This is a genomic window from Duganella sp. P38 (assembly GCF_050859475.1).
Taxonomy (GTDB): domain Bacteria; phylum Pseudomonadota; class Gammaproteobacteria; order Burkholderiales; family Burkholderiaceae_D; genus Rugamonas.
Genome location: NZ_CP193936.1, coordinates 850,891 through 873,984, shown reverse-complemented (window position 1 = coordinate 873,984; position 23,094 = coordinate 850,891). Strand labels below are relative to the sequence as shown.

20 protein-coding genes and 1 pseudogene are annotated in these 23,094 nt (G+C 63.9%); 7 read left to right on the top strand and 14 right to left on the bottom strand.

Annotation, left to right across the window (positions count from 1 at the left end; all coding sequences use genetic code 11):
- Positions 1–3 precede the first annotated feature (3 nt).
- Positions 4–909, top strand: coding sequence for a sulfonate ABC transporter substrate-binding protein (locus ACRQ5J_RS03985; protein ID WP_432381224.1), 906 nt, complete (start codon positions 4–6; stop codon positions 907–909).
- 539 nt (positions 910–1,448) lie between these two features.
- Positions 1,449–1,739: a hypothetical protein gene (locus tag ACRQ5J_RS03980; protein WP_432381223.1), complete on the top strand. Its 291-nt coding sequence runs from the start codon at positions 1,449–1,451 to the stop codon at positions 1,737–1,739.
- Here ACRQ5J_RS03980 and ACRQ5J_RS03975 read toward each other — a convergent pair.
- The 4 genes from ACRQ5J_RS03975 to ACRQ5J_RS03960 form a co-directional block, all read right to left on the bottom strand.
- Positions 1,736–2,188: a gamma-butyrobetaine hydroxylase-like domain-containing protein gene (locus ACRQ5J_RS03975; RefSeq protein WP_432381222.1), complete on the bottom strand. Its 453-nt coding sequence runs from the start codon at positions 2,186–2,188 to the stop codon at positions 1,736–1,738. The two genes, ACRQ5J_RS03980 and ACRQ5J_RS03975, sit on opposite strands and share 4 nt — an antisense overlap.
- Entirely contained in the window at positions 2,185–2,616 is a 432-nt protein-coding gene (locus ACRQ5J_RS03970) for an HIT family protein (RefSeq protein WP_432381221.1), read from the bottom strand. Before ACRQ5J_RS03970 ends, ACRQ5J_RS03975 begins: the two co-directional genes overlap by 4 nt.
- A 2-nt stretch (positions 2,617–2,618) precedes the next feature.
- A complete protein-coding gene (locus tag ACRQ5J_RS03965) occupies positions 2,619–6,629 on the bottom strand; it encodes a DUF3683 domain-containing protein (protein ID WP_432381220.1) in 4,011 nt (1,336 codons plus the stop codon).
- A gap of 221 nt (positions 6,630–6,850) precedes the next feature.
- Positions 6,851–7,342, bottom strand: a complete 492-nt coding sequence (locus ACRQ5J_RS03960) for a YqaA family protein (protein ID WP_432381219.1) — start codon at positions 7,340–7,342, stop codon at positions 6,851–6,853.
- Between the two features lie 174 nt (positions 7,343–7,516).
- On the opposite strand from ACRQ5J_RS03960, the gene ilvA reads away from it, so the two are divergent.
- The 5 genes and pseudogenes from ilvA (at position 7,517) to rapZ (ending at position 12,597) form a co-directional block, all read left to right on the top strand.
- The gene (gene ilvA / locus ACRQ5J_RS03955; protein WP_432381218.1) at positions 7,517–9,052 is read left to right on the top strand and encodes a threonine ammonia-lyase, biosynthetic; all 1,536 of its coding nucleotides are present in this window, start codon (positions 7,517–7,519) and stop codon (positions 9,050–9,052) included.
- Positions 9,053–9,132: 80 nt separating this feature from the next.
- Positions 9,133–9,966 carry an NADPH-dependent 7-cyano-7-deazaguanine reductase QueF gene (gene queF, locus ACRQ5J_RS03950; RefSeq protein ID WP_432381217.1) on the top strand — a complete coding sequence of 278 codons (834 nt, stop codon included), beginning with the start codon at positions 9,133–9,135 and terminating at the stop codon, positions 9,964–9,966.
- Between the two features lie 305 nt (positions 9,967–10,271).
- Positions 10,272–10,754, top strand: a complete 483-nt coding sequence (locus ACRQ5J_RS03945; protein WP_432381216.1) for a PTS sugar transporter subunit IIA — start codon at positions 10,272–10,274, stop codon at positions 10,752–10,754.
- Positions 10,755–10,775: 21 nt separating this feature from the next.
- Positions 10,776–11,712: pseudogene (gene hprK / locus ACRQ5J_RS03940) on the top strand (HPr(Ser) kinase/phosphatase).
- Positions 11,713–11,736: 24 nt separating this feature from the next.
- Positions 11,737–12,597, top strand: coding sequence for an RNase adapter RapZ (gene rapZ / locus ACRQ5J_RS03935; protein ID WP_432381215.1), 861 nt, complete (start codon positions 11,737–11,739; stop codon positions 12,595–12,597).
- On the opposite strand, the gene ACRQ5J_RS03930 is transcribed toward rapZ, so the two are convergent.
- The 10 genes from ACRQ5J_RS03930 to ACRQ5J_RS03885 all read right to left on the bottom strand — a co-directional run bounded on the left by ACRQ5J_RS03930 (position 12,598) and on the right by ACRQ5J_RS03885 (position 23,062).
- Positions 12,598–13,659, bottom strand: coding sequence for an enoyl-CoA hydratase/isomerase family protein (locus ACRQ5J_RS03930; protein ID WP_432381214.1), 1,062 nt, complete (start codon positions 13,657–13,659; stop codon positions 12,598–12,600). It lies immediately after the preceding gene.
- Positions 13,660–13,668: 9 nt separating this feature from the next.
- The gene (locus ACRQ5J_RS03925) at positions 13,669–14,568 is read right to left on the bottom strand and encodes an alginate lyase family protein (RefSeq protein WP_432381213.1); all 900 of its coding nucleotides are present in this window, start codon (positions 14,566–14,568) and stop codon (positions 13,669–13,671) included.
- A 10-nt stretch (positions 14,569–14,578) separates the two neighbouring features.
- Positions 14,579–17,473: a TonB-dependent receptor gene (locus tag ACRQ5J_RS03920; RefSeq protein ID WP_432381212.1), complete on the bottom strand. Its 2,895-nt coding sequence runs from the start codon at positions 17,471–17,473 to the stop codon at positions 14,579–14,581.
- Positions 17,474–17,675: 202 nt separating this feature from the next.
- Positions 17,676–18,032, bottom strand: coding sequence for a ribosome hibernation-promoting factor, HPF/YfiA family (hpf, locus tag ACRQ5J_RS03915; protein WP_432381211.1), 357 nt, complete (start codon positions 18,030–18,032; stop codon positions 17,676–17,678).
- A 76-nt stretch (positions 18,033–18,108) separates the two neighbouring features.
- The gene (locus ACRQ5J_RS03910; protein ID WP_432381210.1) at positions 18,109–19,584 is read right to left on the bottom strand and encodes an RNA polymerase factor sigma-54; all 1,476 of its coding nucleotides are present in this window, start codon (positions 19,582–19,584) and stop codon (positions 18,109–18,111) included.
- A gap of 7 nt (positions 19,585–19,591) precedes the next feature.
- Positions 19,592–20,344 carry an LPS export ABC transporter ATP-binding protein gene (gene lptB, locus ACRQ5J_RS03905; protein WP_432381209.1) on the bottom strand — a complete coding sequence of 251 codons (753 nt, stop codon included), beginning with the start codon at positions 20,342–20,344 and terminating at the stop codon, positions 19,592–19,594.
- Position 20,345: 1 nt separating this feature from the next.
- Positions 20,346–20,927, bottom strand: a complete 582-nt coding sequence (gene lptA, locus ACRQ5J_RS03900) for a lipopolysaccharide transport periplasmic protein LptA (RefSeq protein WP_432381208.1) — start codon at positions 20,925–20,927, stop codon at positions 20,346–20,348.
- 11 nt (positions 20,928–20,938) lie between these two features.
- Complete coding sequence (gene lptC / locus ACRQ5J_RS03895) at positions 20,939–21,532, bottom strand: LPS export ABC transporter periplasmic protein LptC (protein WP_432381207.1); 594 nt, start codon at positions 21,530–21,532, stop codon at positions 20,939–20,941.
- Positions 21,533–21,545: 13 nt separating this feature from the next.
- Positions 21,546–22,073 carry a KdsC family phosphatase gene (locus ACRQ5J_RS03890; RefSeq protein WP_432381206.1) on the bottom strand — a complete coding sequence of 176 codons (528 nt, stop codon included), beginning with the start codon at positions 22,071–22,073 and terminating at the stop codon, positions 21,546–21,548.
- Positions 22,073–23,062, bottom strand: a complete 990-nt coding sequence (locus ACRQ5J_RS03885; RefSeq protein ID WP_432381205.1) for a KpsF/GutQ family sugar-phosphate isomerase — start codon at positions 23,060–23,062, stop codon at positions 22,073–22,075. Before ACRQ5J_RS03885 ends, ACRQ5J_RS03890 begins: the two co-directional genes overlap by 1 nt.
- Between the last annotated feature and the right edge of the window lie 32 nt (positions 23,063–23,094).

The following is a 23,094-nucleotide window of genomic DNA, read 5'->3' as shown; positions in this document are numbered from 1 at the left end:
ACGATGAAAAAATGGTTTTGCTTACTGTTGGCCGTGCCGCTGCTGTCGTCGGCGGCCGAGATACGAATCGGCTTTCAAAAGGGTTCCGGCTTGCTCAGCATGATGAAGACGCAGGGCGTGACGCTGCCGGGCCATCAGCTCAAGTGGATAGAATTCCCGGCCGGTCCGCAAATGCTGGAGGCGCTGAACGCCGGCAGCATCGATTTCGGCAGCACCGGCGCGCCACCGCCGATATTCGCGCAGGCCGGCGGCGTCGATCTGCTGTACGTGGGCGCGGAGCCGGCGCCGGTCAACAGCGAGGCGATCATCGTGCCCAAGGATTCGAAGATACGGGCGGTGGCCGATTTGAAAGGCAAGCGCGTGGCGTTTCAGAAGGGTTCGGGCTCGCACTTCCTGCTGGCTTCCGCCTTGCAGAAGGCTGGCTTGAAGATCGGCGATATTACGCCGATCTTCCTGTCGCCATCGGACGCGCGGGCGGCGTTTGTCAGCGGAGGCATCGATGCGTGGGTGGTGTGGGACCCGTATCTGGCGTCAGCGCAGAAGGCGTATCAGGCGCGTTTGCTGGCGGATTACACCGGCCTGCCGCTGGCGAATGGCTTCTATCTGGCGTCGAGCAAATTTGCGAAGGAGTCGCCGCAGCTGGTGGCGGCGCTGCTGGAGCAGGTGCGCCAGGGCGGCAAGTGGGCGAGCGAGCATCCGAAGGAAGTCAGCGCGCTGCTCACGCAGCAGACCGGCGTGCCGGCCGATATCGTGGCCACGTGGATGGGCCGCTCGCGCTTCGGCGCGACGCCGGTGACGCCGGAGATCGCCGCCAACCAGCAGCGCGTGGCGGACCTGTTCTACCAGCAGAAGCTGATCCCGAGGCAGGTCAATATCGCCAGCCGCGTGTGGACCTGGCAACCGAAGTAAGTTTGATCCATCTAAAGCTCCCGTTGGCTGAGCCGCCTACGCTGGCAGCTCAGCCAGCGAGGGCATCATGCACACCATCTACCTTGAAACATCGGTCATCTGTCACCTGACCGACCCGCCCAGCGCCAATCCCATCACCCGCGCGTGCCAGCAACGCACTCAACTCTGATGGCACACCCGCTGCGATCCCCAGTACCTGTTCGTTTCCGACTATGTTCATGATGAAATACACGCAGGCGATCCGCTGCGCGTGGCGCAGAGAATTGGCGCCATTCAGCATATTGCACGGCATCGATCTGGCGCAAGAATGGAAAGCGTCAGGGAACTTCTCATTAGCGGTGGTGGTCTAAACGCTAAAGCGCGAAGAGCAGCTGAGCATATTGCCTGCGCGACCCTTAGCAACTGCGACATATTACTGACTTGGGACTGCGCAAACATTGCAAACGCGAATAAGCTCAGGCTGATGCGCATATTGTTTAACGATGGCATGCATATGCTTCCTGAGCCGGTGACGCCCTTTCAACTAATGGAGAATAGCCATGAAACTTTGTGGCGTGGAAATTCCCTCTGATATCGATATTCCGGAAATTGATCCTGAGAGCAAGGCGGAGCTCGATGAATTTCGGGCTGCGACTATGGTCGAGCGAGAAGAGAGAAAACGGCGTCTTGCAGAATCGCCTGTGGCCGACATATTGGCGAAAATCAAAACTGCGCCGATCCCGCCTCACTTCGACAAGCCGCTGACTTTCAGTGTTGAAAAGTTGCGGCTGTTGTCACCGTGGGCGCGGGCGCGGGTGTTGTATGTGATGCGGGATCAGCTGACGGATTAGCTTTTGCAGCCGCAGCTGCCGCTGCCGCAACCACCGCCACCGCCCTGCTGGGCCACCGGCGCGAACGACAGTGCCGTTCCGGTTTCCCGGCCGGTGTCGCCTTCGAAGCCGGCTTCGTGCAGGCGGCGCATATAGCCATCCCACAGCACATCTTTTTCGCTGCCCAGCTTGTACAGATAGTCCCAGGTGAAGATGCCGGTGTTATGGCCATCCGAGAACGTCGGCTGCACCGCGTAGTTGCCTACCGGCTCAATGCCAGCGATGCCCACTTCGCGCTTGCCCACTTGCAGCACCTCCTGGCCCGGACCATGTCCCATCACCTCCGCCGACGGCGAATACACGCGCAGCAGCTCGAACGGAATCGAAAACGACTTGCCGTCGTCAAACTCAATATCGAGTACGCGGGACTTGTTGTGGACCGTCAGGCCGGTAGGGACAGGTTTGCTCATAATGCTTTCACTTTCTCGACGATGGCCGCGTGCAATGCCGGCAGCAGCGCGCGACGCGCCGCCAGTACCTCCGCCGACGATGCCCTCTGCGCCACAGCCCAGGTCGGGTTGGGGAAGTGCGCATCATCGCGGTAACGCGGGATAACGTGCCAATGCACGTGCGGCGTCATATTACCAAAACTGGCCAAATTGATTTTTTCGGGGGCAAAAACCTCGCGCTGGGCGGACTCCACCGCCCACACCACGTCCATCACGCGCGTGCGGTCGGCGGCCGGCAGATCGGTCATCTCCTTGACGTGGGCATGCCACACCACGCGCGTGAAGCCCGGATACTCGGCCTCATCCACGGCCACCACGGACAAACGGTCATCGCCCCAGATCAGGGCGGCGCCCGGCGCCGCCAGCAAATTGCACAGATCGCACGTCATCGTTACACCAATACCCGTTCAATGCCGCCATCATTGGCGCGCTTCACATACTCCGGCATCCAGTTCTCGCCCAGCAGATGCTTGGCGATCTCCACCACGATGTAATCGGCGGTGGTGCCGGCATCCTCGCTGTAGCGCGAGACGCCGCCCAGGCAGGCCGGGCAGCTGGTCAGAATCTTGACCTCGCCATCGAAGCCATCGGCGCGCAGCTTGTCGGCGCCCTTGATGACTTCCTCTTCCTTGCGGAAGCGCACCTGCGTCGAAATGTCCGGACGCGCCACCATCAGCGTGCCCGAGTCGCCGCAGCAGCGGTCGTTCTTCTCGATCTTGACGTTGTCGTGGGTGGCAATCAGGCCGTTGACGGTCTTGGTGGCCTCCTGCAGCTTCATCGGCGTGTGGCACGGCTCGTGATACATATAGCGGGTGCCGGTCACGCCTTCCAGCTTGACGCCCTTCTCCAGCAGATACTCGTGGATGTCCATGATGCGACAGCCGGGGAAGATCTTGTCGAACTCGTAGGTGGCCAGCTGGTCGTAGCAGGTACCGCACGACACCAGCACCGTCTTGATGTCCAGATAGTTGAGCGTGTTGGCCATGCGGTGGAACAGCACGCGGTTGTCCGTCATCATCTTGTCGGCCTTGTCGTACTGGCCCGAGCCGCGTTGCGGGTAGCCGCAGCACAGATAGCCCGGCGGCAGCACGGTCTGCACACCGACTTCCCACAGCATCGCCTGCGTGGCCAGGCCCACCTGCGAGAACAGGCGCTCCGAACCGCAGCCCGGGAAGTAGAACACCGCTTCCGTATCGGCATTGGTGGCCTTCGGATTGCGGATGATCGGGATAACCTTGTCGTCCTCGATATCGAGCAGCGCGCGCGCGGTTTTCTTCGGCAGGTTGCCCGGCATTTTCTTGTTGATGAAGTGAATCACCTGCTCGCGCACCGGCGGCTTGCCGACGGTTGGCGGCAGCGCCTTGGTCTGCTTCTTGGCGAATTTCTTCAGGATGTCATTGCCCAGGCGCTGCGCCTTGTAGCCGAGGCCGACCATCGCCGCGCGGGTGGCGTTGATGGTGGCCGGGTCGGTGGCGTTCAGATAGAACATCGCCGCCGCCTTGCCCGGATTGAAGGACTTCTTGTCCATCTTGCGCAGCAGGTTGCGCATATTCATCGACACGTCGCCGAAGTCGATGTTGACCGGACAGGGCGTCACGCATTTATGGCAGATGGTGCAGTGATCGGCCACGTCCTCGAACTCTTCCCAGTGCTTGATCGAGATGCCGCGGCGGGTTTGCTCTTCGTACAGGAAGGCTTCGATCAGCGACGAGGTGGCCAGGATCTTGTCGCGCGGCGAGTACAGCAGGTTGGCGCGCGGCACGTGGGTCGAGCACACCGGCTTGCACTTGCCGCAGCGCAGGCAGTCCTTGACGCTGTTGGCGATGGCGCCGATATCGCTTTGCTGCATGATCAGCGATTCGTGCCCCATCAGGCCGAACGACGGCGTGTAGGCGTTGCGCAGGTCGGCTTCCATGCCTTCCAGATTCAGCAGCTTGCCCTTGTTGAAGCGGCCTTCCGGGTCGACGCGCAGCTTGTACTCGCGGAACGGGCCGATCTCGTCCTCCTGCAGGAATTCCAGCTTGGTGATGCCGATGCCGTGCTCGCCCGAGATGACGCCGTTCAGCGAACGCGCCAGCGTCATGATGCGCGCGACGGCCTGGTGCGCCAGTTGCAGCATCTCGTAGTGGTCGGAGTTAACCGGCAGATTGGTGTGGACGTTGCCGTCGCCGGCGTGCATGTGCAACGCGACAAACACGCGGCCGCGCAGCACGCGCTTGTGAATGGCGGTGGCTTCATCGAGGATCAGCTTGTAGGCGGCGCCGTTGAAGATCTGGCGCAATTGCGCGCGGATTTCCTGCTTCCACGTGACGCGGATGGTGCGGTCCTGCACCACATCGAACAGCGTGGCGTCCGGCTGCGCCTTCAGGCGCTCTTCGAAGACCGGCAGCAGGCGGTCGAGGCCGTGGGCGGACAGTTCGCCGGTAATGGCGGCCAGCGGCTTGTCCAGTTCGGCCAGCAGATAGGTCCAGCGCGCGTGCACTTGCGCCAGCAGCGCTTCGGCTTGCTGTTGGCGGTCGCCCAGCATTTCGGCGTCGCCGACGCTGTCGTCGGCATCATCGCTCTTGCCGATCGGCAGATTGCCGGCGGCGAAGAAGTCCTGCAACGCTTCGACCAGCTGCAGCTTGTTCCTGATCGACAGTTCGACGTTGATGCGCTCGATGCCGTCGGTGTACTCGCCCATGCGGTTGAGCGGAATCACCACGTCCTCGTTGATCTTGAAGGCGTTGGTGTGCTTGGCGATGGCGGCGGTGCGGGCGCGGTCCAGCCAGAATTTCTTGCGGGTTTCCGGGGTGACGGCGACAAAGCCCTCGCCAACACGGGTGTTGGCCAGGCGCACCACTTCCGACGCGGCCAGCGCCACGGCGTTTTCATCATCGCCAACGATATCGCCAAACAGCGCCATCTTCGGCAGCACGCCGCGTTTCGATTTGGTGGCGTAGCCGACCGCGCGCAGGTAGCGCTCGTCCAGGTGCTCCAGGCCGGCGAGGCGCAGCGTGGCGAACTCGGCGCCCTTGGCCGGCAGGCCGTCGAGGTAATCCTTGATTTCCACGATCGATGGAATCGCATCGCGCGCCTGGCCGAAGAACTCCAGGCAGACGGTGCGGGTGAACTTCGGCATCTTGTGCAGAATCCAGCGCGCCGACGTGATCAGGCCGTCCGTGCCCTCTTTCTGGATGCCCGGCAGGCCGGCCAGGAATTTATCGGTGACGTCCTTGCCCAGGCCTTCCTTGCGGAACACGCGGCCGGCGATTTCCAGCACCTCGGTCTTGAACGGCGCGCCCTTGGCCTCGCCTTTGGCGGTCGGATGGGTCCACTCCAGCTGGAAACGGGCCAGCGGCGTATCGTGGATCTTCGACAGGTTGTGGTCGAGGCGGGTGACTTCCAGCCAGTCGCCGTTCGGATCGACCATGCGCCACGAGGCGAGGTTGTCCAGCGCCGTGCCCCACAGCACCGCCTTCTTGCCGCCGGCGTTCATGGCGATATTGCCGCCGATGCAGGAAGCGTGGGCCGAGGTCGGATCGACCGCGAACACGAAGCCGGCCTTCTCGGCGGCCTCGGAGACTTTATTGGTGATGACGCCGGCGCCGGTGTAGATGGTGGCGTATTCCTTGTCCAGGCCGGGCAGCACCTTCATCTCGACCGCGCCCATGTTGAGCAGCTTCTCGGTGTTGATGACGGCCGACATCGGCGTCAGCGGAATCGCGCCGCCGGTGTAGCCGGTGCCGCCGCCGCGCGGGATGATGGTCAGGCCGAGTTCGATACAGCCTTTGACCAGGCCGGCCATTTCCTCTTCGCTATCGGGCGTCAGCACCACGAATGGATACTCGACGCGCCAGTCGGTGGCGTCGGTCACGTGGCTGATGCGCTTCATGCCGTCGAAGCAGATATTGTGCTTGTCGGTGTAGCGGCCCAGCACCTTGGTGGTGCGCTTGCGCAAATCGTAGACCTGCTTGAATTCCTCGCCGAAGTCGGCCACGGCCTTGCTGGCTGCGCGCAGCAGCCTGACCACGTTGGCGCTGCGCTGGCCGGCCGCCTCATCCTGCTCGGCCTCGTCGACGCTGAGGCGGCGCTTGTCCACCTCGGCCAGGCGGTGATGCAGCGCGTTGATCAGTTCCTGGCGGCGCTTCGGGTTATCCAGCAGGTCATCCTGCAAATACGGGTTGCGGCGCACCGCCCAGATATCGCCCAGCACCTCGTACAGCATGCGCGCCGAACGGCCGGTCTGGCGCGCGCCGCGCAGCGCGTCCAGCAGCGACCACGACTCCTCACCCAGCAGGCGAATCACGATCTCGCGATCGGAAAACGACGTGTAGTTGTAAGGAATTTCCCGCAGGCGCTGGGCCTCCGGACCGTGGGGCGTTTCCGCCAGCAAAGCTTGAATTTGTGCAGGGGCGTTCATTATGCAGACACTATAGACAGACACCGGGAGGGTCATTCTAGCCTATTGCGGCGCACCACGCGGGAACAGCCTTAGGTGGCCGAGGGGCTCTGAAGCGGCACGGAAACCGCTAAAAATTCGAAAACACCCCCATGGCCGAGCAATAACATGCCAAATACAAGGCGCACACGGAATGAAATTCACGCATAAGCTTATGCGGCAATATGATAAGTTGCACCAAATTAGCCCATCATTTGTCCGATGCGGTGCCACACACCGTCCGGCACGTACAACAGCACGGTGGTCATGGTCAGGTAGCGCAGGAATTTGCCGACCGCCATATAGGCCAGGCTGGGCCAGAACGGCAAGCGCAGCCAGCCGCCCAGCGTGCACAGCGGATCGCCGATGCCGGGCAGCCAGGCCAGCAGCATGGTCTTGGCGCCATAGCGCTCCAGCCAATGGAACCAGCGGCTCTTGCGCTCCTTGGCAAACGTCTGCTTGGCCTGCCAGCCCATGTAGTAATCGATGGCGCCGCCGATGGTATTGCCGACGGTGGCCACCAGGATCGCGCTCCAGAACATGGCCGGATTGGCCTTAATCACCGCAAACACCGCCGGTTCCGAGCCCAGCGGCACCAGCGTGGCCGACACCAGGCTAATGACAAACACCGACGTCAGCCCCACCTCGGGCGCGGCGAGCACGTGCAGCAGCCAGGCAATGGCGGATTCGATCATGGCATTATTGGGCGGAAAAGAAAGCAGCCATTATAATGAGTCCACACCGCACGATTGAACAGTCCGATGCCGGCCCATCCCGCCGGCATCAGCGCCCCTGCTCCCCCCGGTCACCCGCCGGATAGTTAGCATCGCAGCCCACCGACATCCCAGGTTTTAACTTGTTTGCAGACTATGACTACCGACTATCTGAAGAAAGTACTGACCGCCCGCGTCTATGACGTGGCTGATGAAACCCCGCTGGAGCTCGCGCCGACCCTGTCGCAGCGCTTCGAGAACCGCATTTATTTCAAGCGCGAGGACATGCAGAGCGTGTTCAGCTTCAAGATTCGCGGCGCCTATAACAAGATGGCCCACTTGAGCGACGCGCAACGCAAGCGCGGCGTGATTTGCGCCTCGGCCGGCAACCATGCCCAGGGCGTGGCCCTGTCCGCCGCCCGCATGGGCTGCCGCGCCGTCATCGTGATGCCCACCACCACGCCGCAGGTGAAGGTCGACGCGGTCAAGGCGCGCGGCGGCGCCGATGTCGAGGTGGTGCTGCACGGCGAGTCCTATACCGATGCCTATAACCATGCGCTGACGCTGGAGCAGCAACAGAAGCTGACCTTCGTCCATCCGTTCGATGATCCGGATGTGATCGCCGGCCAGGGCACCATCGGCATGGAGATCCTGCGCCAGCATTCCGGCCCGATCCACGCGATCTTCGTGCCGATCGGCGGCGGCGGCCTGATCGCCGGCATCGCCGCGTACGTCAAGCAGATCCGCCCGGACATCCGGATCATCGGCGTGCAGTCGCTCGATTCCGACGCCATGGCGCGCAGCCTCAAGGCCGGCGAGCGCGTCACGCTGTCCGATGTCGGCCTGTTCGCCGACGGCACCGCCGTGCGCCTGGCCGGCGAGGAGACTTTCCGCCTGGCCCAGTTGTACGTCGATGATGTGATCCTGGTCGATACCGACGCCGTCTCGGCCGCCATCAAGGATGTGTTCACCGATACGCGCTCGATCCTGGAGCCGTCCGGCGCGCTGGCCATCGCCGGCGCCAAGGCCTATGTCGAGCGCGCCGCGCTGACCCGGGACCCGATCCGGAACGAAACGCTGATCACCATCGCCAGCGGCGCCAGTATGAATTTCGATCGCCTGCGCTTCGTGGCCGAACGCGCCGAGCTGGGCGAGGCGCGCGAGGCGCTGTTTGCCGTCACGCTGCCCGAGCAGCGCGGCGGCTTCAAGCGCTTCTGCCAGCTGGTCGGCGGACGCAACGTCACCGAGTTCACCTACCGCATCTCCGACAAGGACGACGCCCACGTGTTCTGCGGCGTGCAGATCGCCGACCGCAACGAGTCCGGCGCGCTGGCGCGCCGCTTCGAGGAACACGGCTTCAAGGCGCTGGACCTGACCCACGACGAGCTGGCCAAGACCCACTTGCGCCACCTGGTCGGCGGCAAGAGTCCGCTGGCCAGCAACGAGCTGCTGTACCGCTTCGAGTTCCCCGAACGGCCGGGCGCGCTGATGCGCTTCCTCGACTCGATGGCGCCGAACTGGAATATCTCGCTGTGCCATTACCGCAGCCAGGGCGGCGACGTCGGCCGCATCGTTATCGGCCTGCAAGTGCCGCCGGAGGAGATGAGCGACTTCGCCCGGTTCCTGGCGACGCTGGGCTACCGCTACTGGGACGAGAGCAGCAACCCGGTCTATCAGCTGTTCCTCGGCTGAGGCCGGCGCGGGCACGGGCGCCGACAGGCCCGGCCCGCCCGCGTTACAATGCGGCTTACTTCATCTCCGTCCCGCGCACCATGACCAATACCGCCGACCAGTCCCCGTTGGGGAAAACTTCCGCCTACCGCACCGATTACGCGCCGGAACTGCTGTTCCCGATTCCGCGCCAGGGCAAGCGCGACGAGCTGGGCTTGTCGGGCACGCTGCCGTTCTTCGGCGTCGATATCTGGAACGCCTATGAAATCTCGTGGCTGAACCAGCGCGGCAAGCCGCAGGTGGCGATCGCCCGCATCACCTTCCCGTCCGACTCGCCCAACATCATCGAATCGAAGTCGTTCAAGCTGTACCTGAACTCGTTCAACCAGACCCGGCTGGACAACGTGGTGGCGCTGAAGACCTTGCTGCAACAGGACCTGTCGGACGCGGCCGGCGCCAACGTCCACGTGCTGCTGACCCAGCCGGAAGAATTCGGCATGGTCGAGATGGGCGAACTGGACGGCCTGCTGCTGGACCGCCTCGACATCGAGGTCGACCACTACAGCCCGTCGCCGGACCTGCTCAAGGCCGCGCACGACGAGGAACCAGTCGAGGAAAAGCTGGTGTCGCACCTGCTGAAATCGAACTGCCTGGTCACCGGCCAGCCGGACTGGGCCAGCGTGCAGATCCACTACAGCGGTCCGCAGATCGACCAGGAAAGCCTGCTGAAGTACCTGATCGGCTTCCGCGAGCACAACGAGTTCCACGAGCAGTGCGTCGAGCGCATCTTCGTCGACATCCTGCGCCAGTGCCAGCCGGCGCAGCTGGCGGTGTACGCGCGCTACACCCGGCGCGGCGGGCTGGACATCAATCCCTGGCGCAGCAACTTCAGCACAGCACAGAAACCGCCCAACCTGCGTGGCGCACGTCAATAAACGTGTTTATTTTTTCAATCAAAGATCAGCAAACCGGCGTATGATGTGTTCAGCGTGGTGAACACGTCATACGACCCCGCAGGTCGAACAACACGTAAAAAAACGGAAAAACCGCCCCGGCTCCAAGCAAACGTCGGGTGTTTTCAGGCTTTCCTGTTCAGAAATAGCGATTCTTTCTGGAATGCATTTTTACCACCGTGGCTTGCCACCGCGGCACGAGCGATTTCATGTTACACGGCGCAGAAACAAGCCTATAATTCTGCTCGCATGCCACCCTTGTGCGTTGCAACATCAGACGTCGTACTATGAACAACCTTAGCAAAATACTCTCTCTCGAAAACGTGTTGCTCGACCTGGAAGTGTCCAGTAAAAAACGCGCCTTCGAGCAAGCTGGCCTGATCTTCGAAAACAACTGCGGCATCGCCCGCTCCACCGTCTCGGACAATCTGTTCGCGCGCGAGCGCCTCGGTTCGACCGGCCTGGGCCATGGCGTCGCCGTGCCGCACGGCCGTATCAAGGGCATGAAGAGCCTGAAGACGCCGCTGGCCGCGTTTGTCCGCCTGGCCGAGCCGATTCCGTTCGAGTCGCCCGACGGCAAGCCGGTCAACCTGCTGTTCTTCCTGCTGATCCCGGACCACGTGACCCAGCAGCACCTGGAGATCCTGTCCGAGATCGCCGAGATGTTCTCGGACGACGCCTTCCGTACCGCGCTGAGCACCGACACCGATCCGCACTCGGTGCACTCGCGCATCATCAACTGGCTGCCGAGCCTGCAAGCTGCCGGTTAAGCACTTTTTATACAGACGCCCATGCTGCAAACTCCGCTGACGATCCAACGGCTCTACGATGACAATCGCGAAAGTTCTACAGCTCGGCTGGTTTGCCGGCTTCCCCGGCGGCGAGCGCCTGATCTCCGGCGACGTCGCCTCGGCCGCCGACCAGGTGGGCCACCTGAACACCATCCACCCGGGCCGCATCCAGGTCTTCGGCCACCAGGAAATCAATTACTACCAGCGCCTGAAGTCGCTGACGCGCGCCCACGTCATCGGCGAGCTGATCGCCGGCAGCCCGCCGGCGCTGATCGTCGCCCAGGGCCTGGAGACGCCGCCCGACATCCTCGCCATCTGCGACGAGAAAAACATCCCGCTGTTCTCGACGCCGCTGCCGGCGGCGCAGGTGATCGACTTCCTGCGCGTCTACCTGTCGAAAAAGCTGGCCCAGCGCATCATCATGCACGGCGTGTTCATGGACGTGCTGGGCGTGGGCGTGCTGATCACCGGCGATTCCGGCCTCGGCAAGAGCGAGCTGGGCCTGGAGCTGATCTCGCGCTCGCACGGCCTGGTGGCCGACGACGCGGTCGAATTCTCGCGCATCGCGCCCAATATGATCGAGGGCCGCTGCCCGGCGCTGCTGCAAAACCTGCTGGAAGTGCGCGGCCTGGGGTTGCTGGACATCAAGGCCATCTTTGGCGAAACCGCCGTGCGCCGCAAGATGCGGCTCAAGCTGATCGTGCACCTGGTGCGCCGCGGTGCGGCCGATGAAGAGGTCGAACGCCTGCCGTTCCAGTTCCCGACCGAGGACGTGCTGGGCCTGCCGATCCGCAAGGTGGTGATTCCGGTCGCGGCGGGCCGCAACATCGCGGTGCTGCTCGAGGCCGCCGTGCGCAACACCATCCTGCAACTGCGCGGTATCGATACGCTGCAAGAATTTATGGAACGCCAGCGGCAAGCGATGAGCGGCGACTAATCGGCGATGGTATCATCGCCAATTATGCGCATCGTACTCATTACCGGCATCTCCGGCTCCGGCAAATCCGTCGCCCTCAACGTCCTCGAAGACACGGGACACTATTGCGTCGACAACCTGCCGCCCGCCCTGCTCGCCCATCTGGTCAACACCCTGTCTGACGAAGGGCTGCAGGCGCTGGCCGTCGCGGTCGACGCCCGCAGCGCCGAATCGCTGGCCTCGCTGCCGGGCGATGTGCAACGGCTGCGCGAGGCCGGCCACGACGTCAAGGTGATGTTCCTGACGGCCAACACCCATTCGCTGGTGGCGCGCTTCTCGGAAACGCGCCGCAGCCACCCGCTGTCGCACGAGCTGCGGCCGGGCCAGAACCCGGCCGGGCGCCGCACGCTGATCGAATGCATCATGGAGGAGCGCGAGCGGCTGTCGGCCATCGAACAGCTGGGCCATGTGCTCGACACGTCCGAACTCAGCGCCAACAAGCTGCGCGCCTGGATCAAGGACCTGGTGCTGACCGAACACGCGCCGCTGACGCTGTTCTTCGAATCGTTCGCCTTCAAGCTCGGCGTGCCGATGGACGCCGATTTCGTGTTCGACGTGCGGGCGCTGCCCAATCCGTATTACGACCTGGCGTTGCGCCCGCTGACGGGCCGCGACGCGCCGGTGATCGACTTCCTCGACGCCCAGCCGAGCGCCGGCGAAATGCTCAACGACATCCGCGCCTTCGTGGAAAAATGGCTGCCGTCGTTCAAGACCGACAACCGCAGCTACCTGACGGTGGCGCTCGGCTGCACCGGCGGCCAGCACCGCTCGGTCTACATGGCGGAAAAACTGGCCGCCTACTTCAACGCCACCGAACGCGTGGTCCTGCGCCACCGCGAACAGTAATCACAGGTGCCGCAGCGGGTGGGCGTAGTCGGGCCAGACGGGCTCGAACAACGCCTGCACCATTGCTACACTGACTTCTTCCAGCCTTGGCGGCTGCCATTGCGGCGCGTTGTCCTTGTCGATGACGAGCGCGCGCACGCCTTCGATGACTTCGCCGTTTTCGAAGTTGCGGCGCACCAGCGCGCGCTCCATGCGCAGGCAGCCGGCCAGGTCCAGTTCGGCGCCGCGCCGGATCAGCTCGTGCGTGGCGCACATCATCAGCGGCGAGCGGGTGGCGATCACGCCCAGCGTCTTTTGCGCAAAATCGCCGCCGTCGGCCTGTAGCGAGGCGACGATGGCCGGCACCGAGCCGGCGCTGAAATGGCGGTCGATGGCGTCGCGGTGCGCGGCCAGCGTGCTGTCGCCGGCGCTGTAGCTGGCGTAGGCGGCCAGCGCGGCCGCCAGGCCGGCGCCGGGCGTCGCGGCCAGCAGCGCGTCCAGCGCGGCGCGGTCGGCCAGCGGCGCGTAGTGGTCGGCCAGGCCGGCGTAGAGCGCGTCGGCGGCGCCGATGGTCACGCCGGTGACGCCGAGGTAATAGCCCAGCGCCCCCGGCGCGCGCGGCAGGAAATAGCTGCCGCCGACGTCCGGGAACAGGCCGATATTTACTTCCGGCATCGCCATCCTGGTCTTGTCGGTGACGATGCGGATGCCGCCCTGCGCCACGCCCATGCCGCCGCCCATCACCACGCCATCCATCAGCGCGATATACGGTTTGGGATAGCGGTGGATCAGGTGGTTCAGCGCGTATTCCTCGGTGAAGAAATCCTCCACCAGCGCGCTGCCGCGCTGCGGCGTACTGCGCCCCGCCTCGTAGAAGAAGCGGATGTCGCCGCCGGCGCAGAAGGCCTTGTCACTGCTGCTGCGGATCACCACGGCGGCCACCGCCGCATCGTCGCGCCACGCCAGCAGCGCTTGCGTAATCGCGCGCACCATGTCGAGGGACAGGGAGTTCAGGGCCTTGGGCCGGTCCAGCACGATCAAGCCAGTGCCGTTGCTAACGCTGGTATGGATATATACGCTCATGCGAATATTCTACTTCAGATGCTCCAGCGGATTCGGCACGCCTAGCGCGCCGCCGAGGCGCGGCTGCCACAGCGCCTTGCCGGCCGGCGGCGGCGGCCGGCCGACGTGGCGGTTGTAGATGGTCAGCACCTCGCGGCTGCCCACCGGCTCCTGCTCGAAGCCGGTGCGCCTGGCGATGCCGGACGGGTCGGCCGAGCCGGCCGCCGTGAACGCCACCAGCGTGTCCAGGCGCGCGTCGCGCACGTCCAGGATCGAGGCGATCATCACCAGCGGCGTGGCGGCGTAGACCTGATAGTGCAGCGCCTTGACCGCGCGCGCCATCTCGGCCGGCAGCGCGCCATCCGGCTCCATCTGCGCCAGCGCATGCTGCAACACCTTGCGCCCCCAGTCCAGGTAGCGCGTCTCGCCGGTGACGCCGCCCACCGCCGTCACCGCCAGGCCTTCCCAGTAGTAGTGGTTGTTGCGCGTGCCCCTTTTTGCGTCGGAATGCGCGATGGTGGCGTCGGCCAGCGCCTTGAACCAGCCTTCGATCACGCCGCGCTGCGCCGGTGTGGCCTGCTGCCGCACGCGCGCGTAGTTCAGCGCCATGCCGCTCAGCGTCCACTTGCGCACGTAGTATGCCTGCTCGCTCGACAGCTTGCCCAGCATGGCGTTCTGCCCGCCCCAGCTGGCCAGCCAGGTCAGCGCGCAGCCGGCGTCGCGGCCGTTGGCGTCCTGCGCCACGTGCGCCAGGAAATCCTCGATCGGCCGGGTGTTGGCGATGTTCTGCGCGCGCCTGACCGGATCGATCACTGAATGATTGCTGTCCGAGTAGTAGCTGTTGGCCTCGATGTCGCTGCGCGCCGGCGGCGGCGCTTCGCAAGCCTGCGCCAGCGGAATGGCCAGCAGTAACGGTATCAATAATTTCATGGTGCTCCTGTCAGAAAGTCGTGCTCAGTTTGACCTGATAAGTGCGGCCGTCGACATCCAGGCGGCGCGGCTTCAGGTACGACGCCTCGTATTCCTCGCGCATCGAGTTGGTCATGTTGAACGCGTCGAACGACAGCTTGAGGTTGTTCTCGAACGTGTAGCTGGCCGACATGTCCAGCTGGCCGCGCGCCTTGACCGAGCGCGCCGCGCCGTTGAAGGTGCCGCCGGCCGCCAGGTCGTAGTCGTCGCGGTAGTTGTACACCGCGCGCACGCCCCAGGCCTTGGTCTCGTAATAAGCGATGAGGTTGTAATTATTGCGGGAAACGCCGGGCAGCGTCGCCGCCGAGCCATCGTCGTTCTTGCCCTTGATGGTGGTGTAGGCGTAGTTGAAGGCGCCGCCGAGGTTGTTCCATGGCGCCGGCAGCCAGTCCAGGTTCTGCTGGATGTTCAGTTCCAGGCCCTGCACCTTGATCTTCTGCTGATTGGTCTGGCCGGTGATGACCACGCGCGCCGGCTGCAGTGACGGCGCCTCCGCCGTGCCGACGTTGACCAGGATATCGCTCAGGCAGTTGTTGCCGACGATGCTCAGGTGGCCCAGGCCCAGCGCGGTCGCGTCGGCCGGGCACAGGCGATTGACGTCGCGCACCGGGCCGACCAGGCCCTTGACGTCCTTCTGGAACGCCGTCAGCGCCACCAGGCCGTTCGGGCGGTTATACCATTCCAGCGCCAGGTCGAAGGAATTGGCGGTGTACGGCTTCAGGTCGGCGCTGCCGAGCACCACGTTGTAGGTCGGCGTGGCGCTGCCGGTGGCCGGTTCGGTCACCACCGTGGACGGCGTGATGTCGCGCGGCTGCGGCCGCACAAAGCTGCGGTAGGCGGCGCCGCGCAGCGCGATCCTGTCGCTCAGGTCGGCCTTGGCCACCAGCGACGGCAGGAAGTTGTGATAGCGCTGCGCGAAGGTGCGCGGCGTCCTGGTCGTCACCACCTTGGTGCCGCCGGGAATGGCGACAGTGACGTTGCTGGTGTCGAGCGAGTCGACCGTTTCGCGCGTGGTTTCATAACGCGCGCCGAGATTGCCTTTGAGCGGCACGCCCCACACGCTGGCGCCCCAGATGCTCGACACATAGGCCGAAGCGATCTTGTTGCGCACCGAGAAGTTGTACGAGGAGAAGCCCGGATCGGCGTCGTTGTTGACCAGGCCGTATGGCGTCAGCGTCTGGCCCGGCAGCACCGTGACCGGCTTGACGGCGTTCAGCACGGCCGGGATGTCGACCGCCACCCAATTCTTGGTATAGCCCGGGATATAGCCGCCGCCGAAGGTCGACAGATACGGATTGGCGATCGCCAGCGAGGGCTGGATCGCGGCGAAGTTGATGCCCTGCGCCGTGTTGCGCGTGCCGCTGGAGATGAAATCGTTTTTCTCGGCGCGCAGGCCGGCCTTCACCGACTTGAAGAAGCCATCCTCGAAGCTGCGCTCGGCGAAGGCCTGCACCGCGTCCACCGAGGTCAGCGCGCGGCCGTTGGTGCCGGTGACGCCAAAGCGGTCGTTGCCGTTGTTGCGCGCCTGCGTGACCGAGGTGCCGGGGCGCTGGTCATACGGGCCGGGATTGATGTGGCCGGCCGTCGGCGTGAACAGCGTCAGCACCGAGTTGCGCAAATCGTCGCCGCCCGAGTAGTAGTGGCCATAAGTGCCGTTGGATCCGGGCAGCGTGCGCGCCGACTGCACGATGTCGATCGACAGCTGGTCCTGGCGGTTTTCCGCGCGCGAGCTGTGCACCGCGCCGTTGACGTGCCACTCGTCGTTTTCCCAGTCGACATCGGCGCTCAGGCCGTGGGTGCGCTGGCGTTGCGGCGCCGAGCGCAGCGAATCGGTGATGCTGGCGTTGGCGTAGTCGTAGGAGTTGATCATCGCCTGCTTGCCGGTCGGCGTGTCGATGAAGAAGACCGGCCCCAGGTTGGTGATCGGCGAGTTGACGGTCGGGTCGATATAGTTCAGGTACTGGTTGGACGAGCCCAGCTTGCGGTCGCTGACATAGCCGGTCAGGTTGAGGCGGGCCTCGCTGTTCATGCGCCAGCCGACGCCGGCCGCGCCGCTGTGCGTGTCGCCGGTGTTGGCGGTGACGGTCTGGCGGATTTGCCCGGGGAACAGGATGCCTTTGGCGTATTCGGCTTTCGGATAGCGGGCGTCGAACTGCGCCTGCGTGATGCCGAGGTTGGCCGCGGTCAGCTGGTCGTAATCCTGTACCTGCGTCGAGTCGCGGCGGAAATCCTCCTTCTTGTACGCGTAGACGCCAAACACCGCCAGGTCCTTGCCGAAGTGCCGATTCCACGCGGCGCTGGCGTTGGGCGTGCTCAGGTGGCCCAGTTCGTTATACTCGTCGCCGATCGACAGGCTGCCACCATCCTTGCGCGCCAGCGCCGAGGTGATGCGCAAGTCGATATTGCCGCTCAAGCCGCCCGGCTGCTCGGCGGCGGTCGGGCTTTTCAGCACCGTCACCGCGCTGAAGATGTCCGAGTTGAACGCGCCCAGCGGCGTCGAACCGTTCAGCACCGGCTGCGCGAACGACATGCCGTTAATCGTCGTCAGCGCGAACGTGCCCGGCAGGCCGCGCAGGTTGATGGTGGCGTTGCGCGAGCCGGCCTCGCGGTTCAGCTGCACGCCGGGGATGCGCTGGATGGCCTCGCCGACGTTGAGGTCCGGAAAGCGGCCGAGGCCGTCGGAGGAAATGCTGTCGGTGATTTCCAGCGTGTCGCGCTTCATGTTGACGGCGTCGGCGTAGGATTTGCGGATGCCGGACACCACCACGGTGTTGGCGTCGGCCGCCGGTGCCTGCTGCGCCCAGGCGTTGGACAGGCACAGCAAGGCAATGGCCGCGCTCAGCGGCCGGATCGTCAGCTTGTTCATCGGGCAGTCTCTCTTTATAGTTATTGGTAAAACGTTTTACCTGATTCATTAAAACATTTTCACCAACAGAACTCTATAAGGATTTACCACACGTTGCGTTTACACCAACGCAGCTTGCACGTTATTAGGAAATCGTTTATCAGGATTGGCGCAAAAAAGGGCGCCGTGCAGACGCCCTTTCGTCAGGTGCCGGCAGCGTCAGTCAGACGGCGGCGGCGGGTTCGTAGCTTTCCGGGATGTGCTTGATCGCATCGCGGGCGTGGCCCTGGACTTTGGCTTTGTATTTCATGACCTGGCGGTCGAGCTTATCGATCAGTGTATCGATGGCGGCGTACAGGTCTTGCGACAGGCTCTCCACGTAGACGGTTTTACCGGACAGACGCAGGTTGATTTCAGCCTTCTGGCGTTTCTCTTTCTCTTTAAGGTTATCTACGGTCAGGATGACGGCAATATCAATCACTTGATCAAAGTGGCGGGTGACGCGTTCCAGTTTATTCTGCACGTATTCGCGAATAGCTGCGGTCACTTCGAGATGATGTCCACTGATGGTGAGATTCATACACACTCCTAAAGATAAGTCGCTTCTGACGGTTCGTGCGTTGCCCATTGCGGCCGGGCGTGCAGGAACCAGGTAACTACAAAGACTTGCGGAGGCTGACTGGAGGGATTTTGAGAGCTTCGCGATATTTGGCCACAGTGCGTCGCGCAATCACCATGCCCTGTTCTCCCAGCATGTCCGCAATCTTACTGTCGGATAAAGGATTTTTCGGGTCTTCAGCTCCTGTCAATTGCACTATCAACGCACGTATCGCCGTCGAACTTGCTTCCCCGCCAGCTTCGGTGGCGACGTGGCTACCAAAGAAGTATTTCAACTCAAACATGCCGTGCGGGGTCAGCATATATTTTTGAGTTGTTACCCGAGAAATTGTGCTCTCGTGTAAAACCAGTGTATCAGCAATTTCGCGAAGCACAAGGGGACGCATGGCAACGGCGCCGTGCGAGAAAAAGTTCTTTTGTCTTTCTACTATCGCTTGCGCCACGCGCAGGATGGTGTCGAAGCGCTGGCGCATATTCTTGATCAGCCACTTGGCCTCCTGCAACTGCGCGCCCATCGCGCCCTCGCCCTTGCCCTGCTTGAGCAGGTTGGCGTACATGGCGTTGACGCGCAGGCGCGGCATGACGTCGTTGTTCAGGCTGACCTGCCAGCCGTTGCGCGATTTCTTGACGATCACATCCGGCACCACGTAATCGGACACGTCCGACGCGAAGGCCGCGCCCGGATGCGGATTGCACTGGCGGATCACGGCCTGGGCTTCGCGCAGGTCCTCGTCATCGCACAGCAGCGCTTTTTTCAGCTTGTTGAAGTCGCGCTGGGCGAACCAGGCCAGGTGGTTTTCCACGATGGCCAGCGCCATGCGCCGCGTCACCAGCGGCACGCCGGGCAAGCGCCGGATCTGGATCGCCAGGCATTCGGCGGCGCTGCGCGCACCGACGCCAGCCGGATCGAAGCTTTGCAGCAGCTTCAGCGCGGTCTGCAATTCCGCGCCCTCCACTTCCAGCTCTTCCGGCAGGCGCGCGTGGATGTCGTCCAGCGACTCCTCCAGATAGCCGTTCTCGTCGAGGCCGTCGATGATCAGTTCGACCAGCGCGCGGTCGCGCGTTGCCAGCACCGTCACGCGCATCTGTTCCATCAGGTGTTCGCGCAGCGTGCGGTGGTGCGCCTCCAGTTGCGGGCGCGCGTCCTCGTCGTCGCTGTTCTTGCTGCGGCCGGAATCGCCCCAGTCCATGTCGGCCTCGGGCGTGGTGCTTTCGGTGTCGGCGGCCGGGCCGTCGTAGGCGTCGGCCTCGGCGGCCGGGGCGTCGCCCTGCGGCGGGCCCTCGGCCGGCGCCTCGGCCGCCGGCGCCTGCGGGCTGATGGCGCCGTCGGCCAGCAGCCGCAGCGAGTGGTCGAGCGGATCGTCGAGGCGCTCCAGCAGCGGGTTATCGGTCAGCAGCTGTTCCAGTTCCTGGTGCAGCTCCAGCGTCGACAGTTGCAGCAGCCGGATCGACTGCTGCAGCTGGGGCGTCAACGCGAGGTGCTGCGACGTGCGCAGTTGCAGAGACTGTTTCATGTAAGGCTTACATACGGAAATGTTCACCCAGGTAGACGCGCCGCACCGACTCGTTGGCGATGATGTCGTCCGGCCGGCCCGATGCCAGCACCGAGCCCTGGTTGATGATGTAGGCGCGGTCGCAGATGCCCAGCGTCTCGCGCACATTGTGATCGGTAATGAGGACGCCGATATTGCGCTCCTTGAGGAAGCGCACGATGCGCTGGATCTCAATCACGGCAATCGGGTCGACCCCGGCGAATGGTTCGTCGAGCAGCACGAAGCGCGGATTGGTGGCCAGCGCGCGCGCGATCTCGACGCGGCGGCGCTCGCCGCCGGACAGCGACAGCGCCTGGTTCTCGCGCAGCTTTTCGATTTGCAAATCGGCCAGCAGGGTATTCAGCCGTTCATCGATCTCCGCCTTGGATAAAGGCTTGCCGTCCACCTTCTGGATTTCCAGCACGGCACGGATATTTTCTTCCACCGTCAGCTTGCGGAACACCGACGCCTCCTGCGGCAGATAGGACAGGCCCATCGTCGCGCGGCGGTGGATCGGCAGCGCGGAAATGTCGGTGCCGCTGATGTCGATGCTGCCGGCGTCCGACGGCACCAGGCCGACGATCATGTAGAACGAGGTGGTCTTGCCGGCGCCGTTCGGCCCCAGCAGGCCGACCACTTCGCCGCATTCGACTTGCAGCGAGACGTCATGCACGACCTGGCGCTTGCCGTAGGTTTTTTGCAGGCCTTTGACGATCAGGGTACTGCCGCAGCTTGGCTCCATCTTATCTCCCCGCTGCAGGCTGGGTGGCGGCCGGCGCCGGCGCGGCCTGCTTGCTCGACGGCTGGATCACCATCGTGCTGCGGCCGCCGCCGGGCTGGGTTTCGCCGCTCGGCGTGTTCTTGACCGCGAAGAATTCCTTGCGGCTGTCATACGAAATGAATTCGCCGTCGACCTGGCTGGCGGTCTTCGGGCCTTCGAGCTTTTTGATCTGGGCCTTGGCGAACAGCTTCACCAGCTCGGTCTTGTTGTCGTACTCGATGCGGTCGGCCTTGCCCTCGACCCACTGGTCGCCCGGGCCGTCCATCTTCTGGCGGAACGTGGCCTGCACGCCGGGGCCGCTGTGCAGCACGACGAACTGGTAGCCTTCCGGGTCTTCGGTGACCACCGCCTTCGGCGACTTCATCAGCAGCGTGCCGCGCGTCAGCACGACGTTGCCGGTGAAGGTCTTGATCTGCTTGACGTCATCGGCGTCGAGCTGGTCAAAGGTGATCTGGGTCGGCTTGCCGGAATCGGCCTTTTCCGCCTGCGCCACGCAGGCCGCCAGCGCCAGCGCGGCCGAGAGTAACAGTTTATTCATCTTCATCATTGCTTCCTTCAGTGCGCCGCGCGCGGCGGCATCGTAATGGTTCCGCGTCCGCCCAGTTCGATCTGGCGGCTGGCGTTGTTGGCCTTCATGCCGGTGCCGCTGGCGGTCGACGTGCCTGCCAGCATCTGTACCGGGGCCGTGGTTTCCATGCGTTCCTCGTCCGGGTAGACGGTCAGCGTGCTGGTCTTCAGGCGCAGTTCCTGGGCCTGCCTGGTGGCGGGCCGCACCACGTCGACATTGCCGTCGAGCCGCACGCGCGTGTTGTTCTGGTCCACATACGCGGTCTGCGCGTGGATATTCATCGGCGGCTGCTCGGACGACAGGCTGTGCACGAACGGCTTGTCGATCACCGAGACGTCGCCGATCGGGTGATGGGTCAGCTTGTCGCCGGAGACGATGTAGGCCGGCTGGCCGTTCTTGTTCATGCGTACCGTGCTGAAGCGCTCGATGATGTAATCCGGCTCCTCGCGGAACTTGTCGGCGCCGGCGCCCTGGCCGGCCTGGTTGACCACCTGCACCAGCCAGAAGCTGCCGACGGCGACGAACACGCCGGTCATCATGATCAGCGTCAGCTGCCAGCGGTGTGCTGTTCTTTTACGCATGATTAGTCCTTGTTCAAACCAGGAATTGTGCCATGACGCGCACGTAGCTGCCTTGGGCATGCATCAAGAGTTCGCACACTTCGCGCACCGCGCCCTTGCCGCCGTGGGCGACGGTGGTGTGGTGCGCCAGTTCCAGCACTTCCTGGCGGCCGTTCGGCACGGCGACGGCAAAGCCGGCCCGCTTGAGGATCGGCAAGTCCACCACATCGTCGCCGATGAAGCCGACCTGCTCGGCCGTCAGGCCGGTCTTTTGCAGCAGCGCGTGGAACGGCGTCAGCTTGTCGTGGCCGCCCTGGTGCAGATGGCTGATGCCGAGATCGGCCGCGCGGCGGATCACCTGCGGCGAGGTGCGCGCGCTGATGATGGCGGTCTGGATGCCGGCTTCCTGGATCAGCTTGATGCCAAGGCCGTCCTGCACGTTGAAGGTCTTCAGCGCCTCGCCGTCGGCGCCGTAGTGCAGGCTGCCGTCGGTCAGCACGCCGTCGACGTCGAAGATCATCAGCTTGACGCGCGCGGCCCGTTCGAGATAGGTCATGCTCATCAGATCACCTTGGCGCGGGTCAGGTCGTGGATGTGCAATGCGCCGACCAGCTTGCCGTTGGCGTCGGTCACCAGCATCTGGTTGATGCGGTACTGTTCCATGATGGCCACCGCGTCCACCGCCATTTTCTCGGGCGAAATGGTGCGCGGGTTGGCGTGCATCACGTCGCCGATGATGACCTTGCTGAAGTCCTGCACTTTGTCGATCATGCGGCGCAGGTCGCCGTCGGTGAACACGCCGACCGGCTGGTTGTCGGCGTCGACGATGGCGGTCATGCCCATGCCCTTCTGCGTGATTTCCAGCAGCGCGTCGGTCAGCCTGACGTCGGCGGTCACGCGCGGCACGGCGTCGCCGCTGCGCATCACGTCCTTGACGTGGGTCAGCAGGCGGCGGCCCAGCGCGCCGCCCGGGTGCGAGCGGGCGAAATCCTCTTCCTTGAAGCCGCGCAGGTCCAGCAGCGCCACGGCCAGCGCGTCGCCCAGCGCCAGCGTGACGGTGGTGGAGGTGGTCGGCGCCAGGTTCATCGGGCAGGCTTCCTTCTCGACCGCCACGTTCAGGTGGACGTCGGCGATGGTCGCCAGGCTGGAGCCCGGCTTGCCGGTGATGGCGATGACCTTGCTGCCCATGCGCTTGACCACCGGCAGGATGGTCATCAGCTCGGCGCTTTCGCCGGAGTAGGAAATGGCGATAAAGGCATCATCGGCAGTCACCATGCCGAGGTCGCCGTGGGCGGCTTCGGCCGGGTGCACGAACAGCGCCGGCGTGCCGGTGGAGGCCAGCGTGGCGGCGATCTTGCGGCCGATGTGGCCGGACTTGCCGATGCCGGACACGACCACGCGGCCGCGGCAATTGAGCAGCAGCGAGATGGCCTGGACCACGCTGTCGTCGTTCTCCAGGCGGGCGTTCAGCGCATTGATGGCGTCCGCTTCGTTTTGCAGCGTGTCGCGGGCAAGGCGCAGTGCCGTTTTTGCATCAAAAACTTTCAGCATTGTTTTTTCATGGGTTACACTCATGCCCAAGT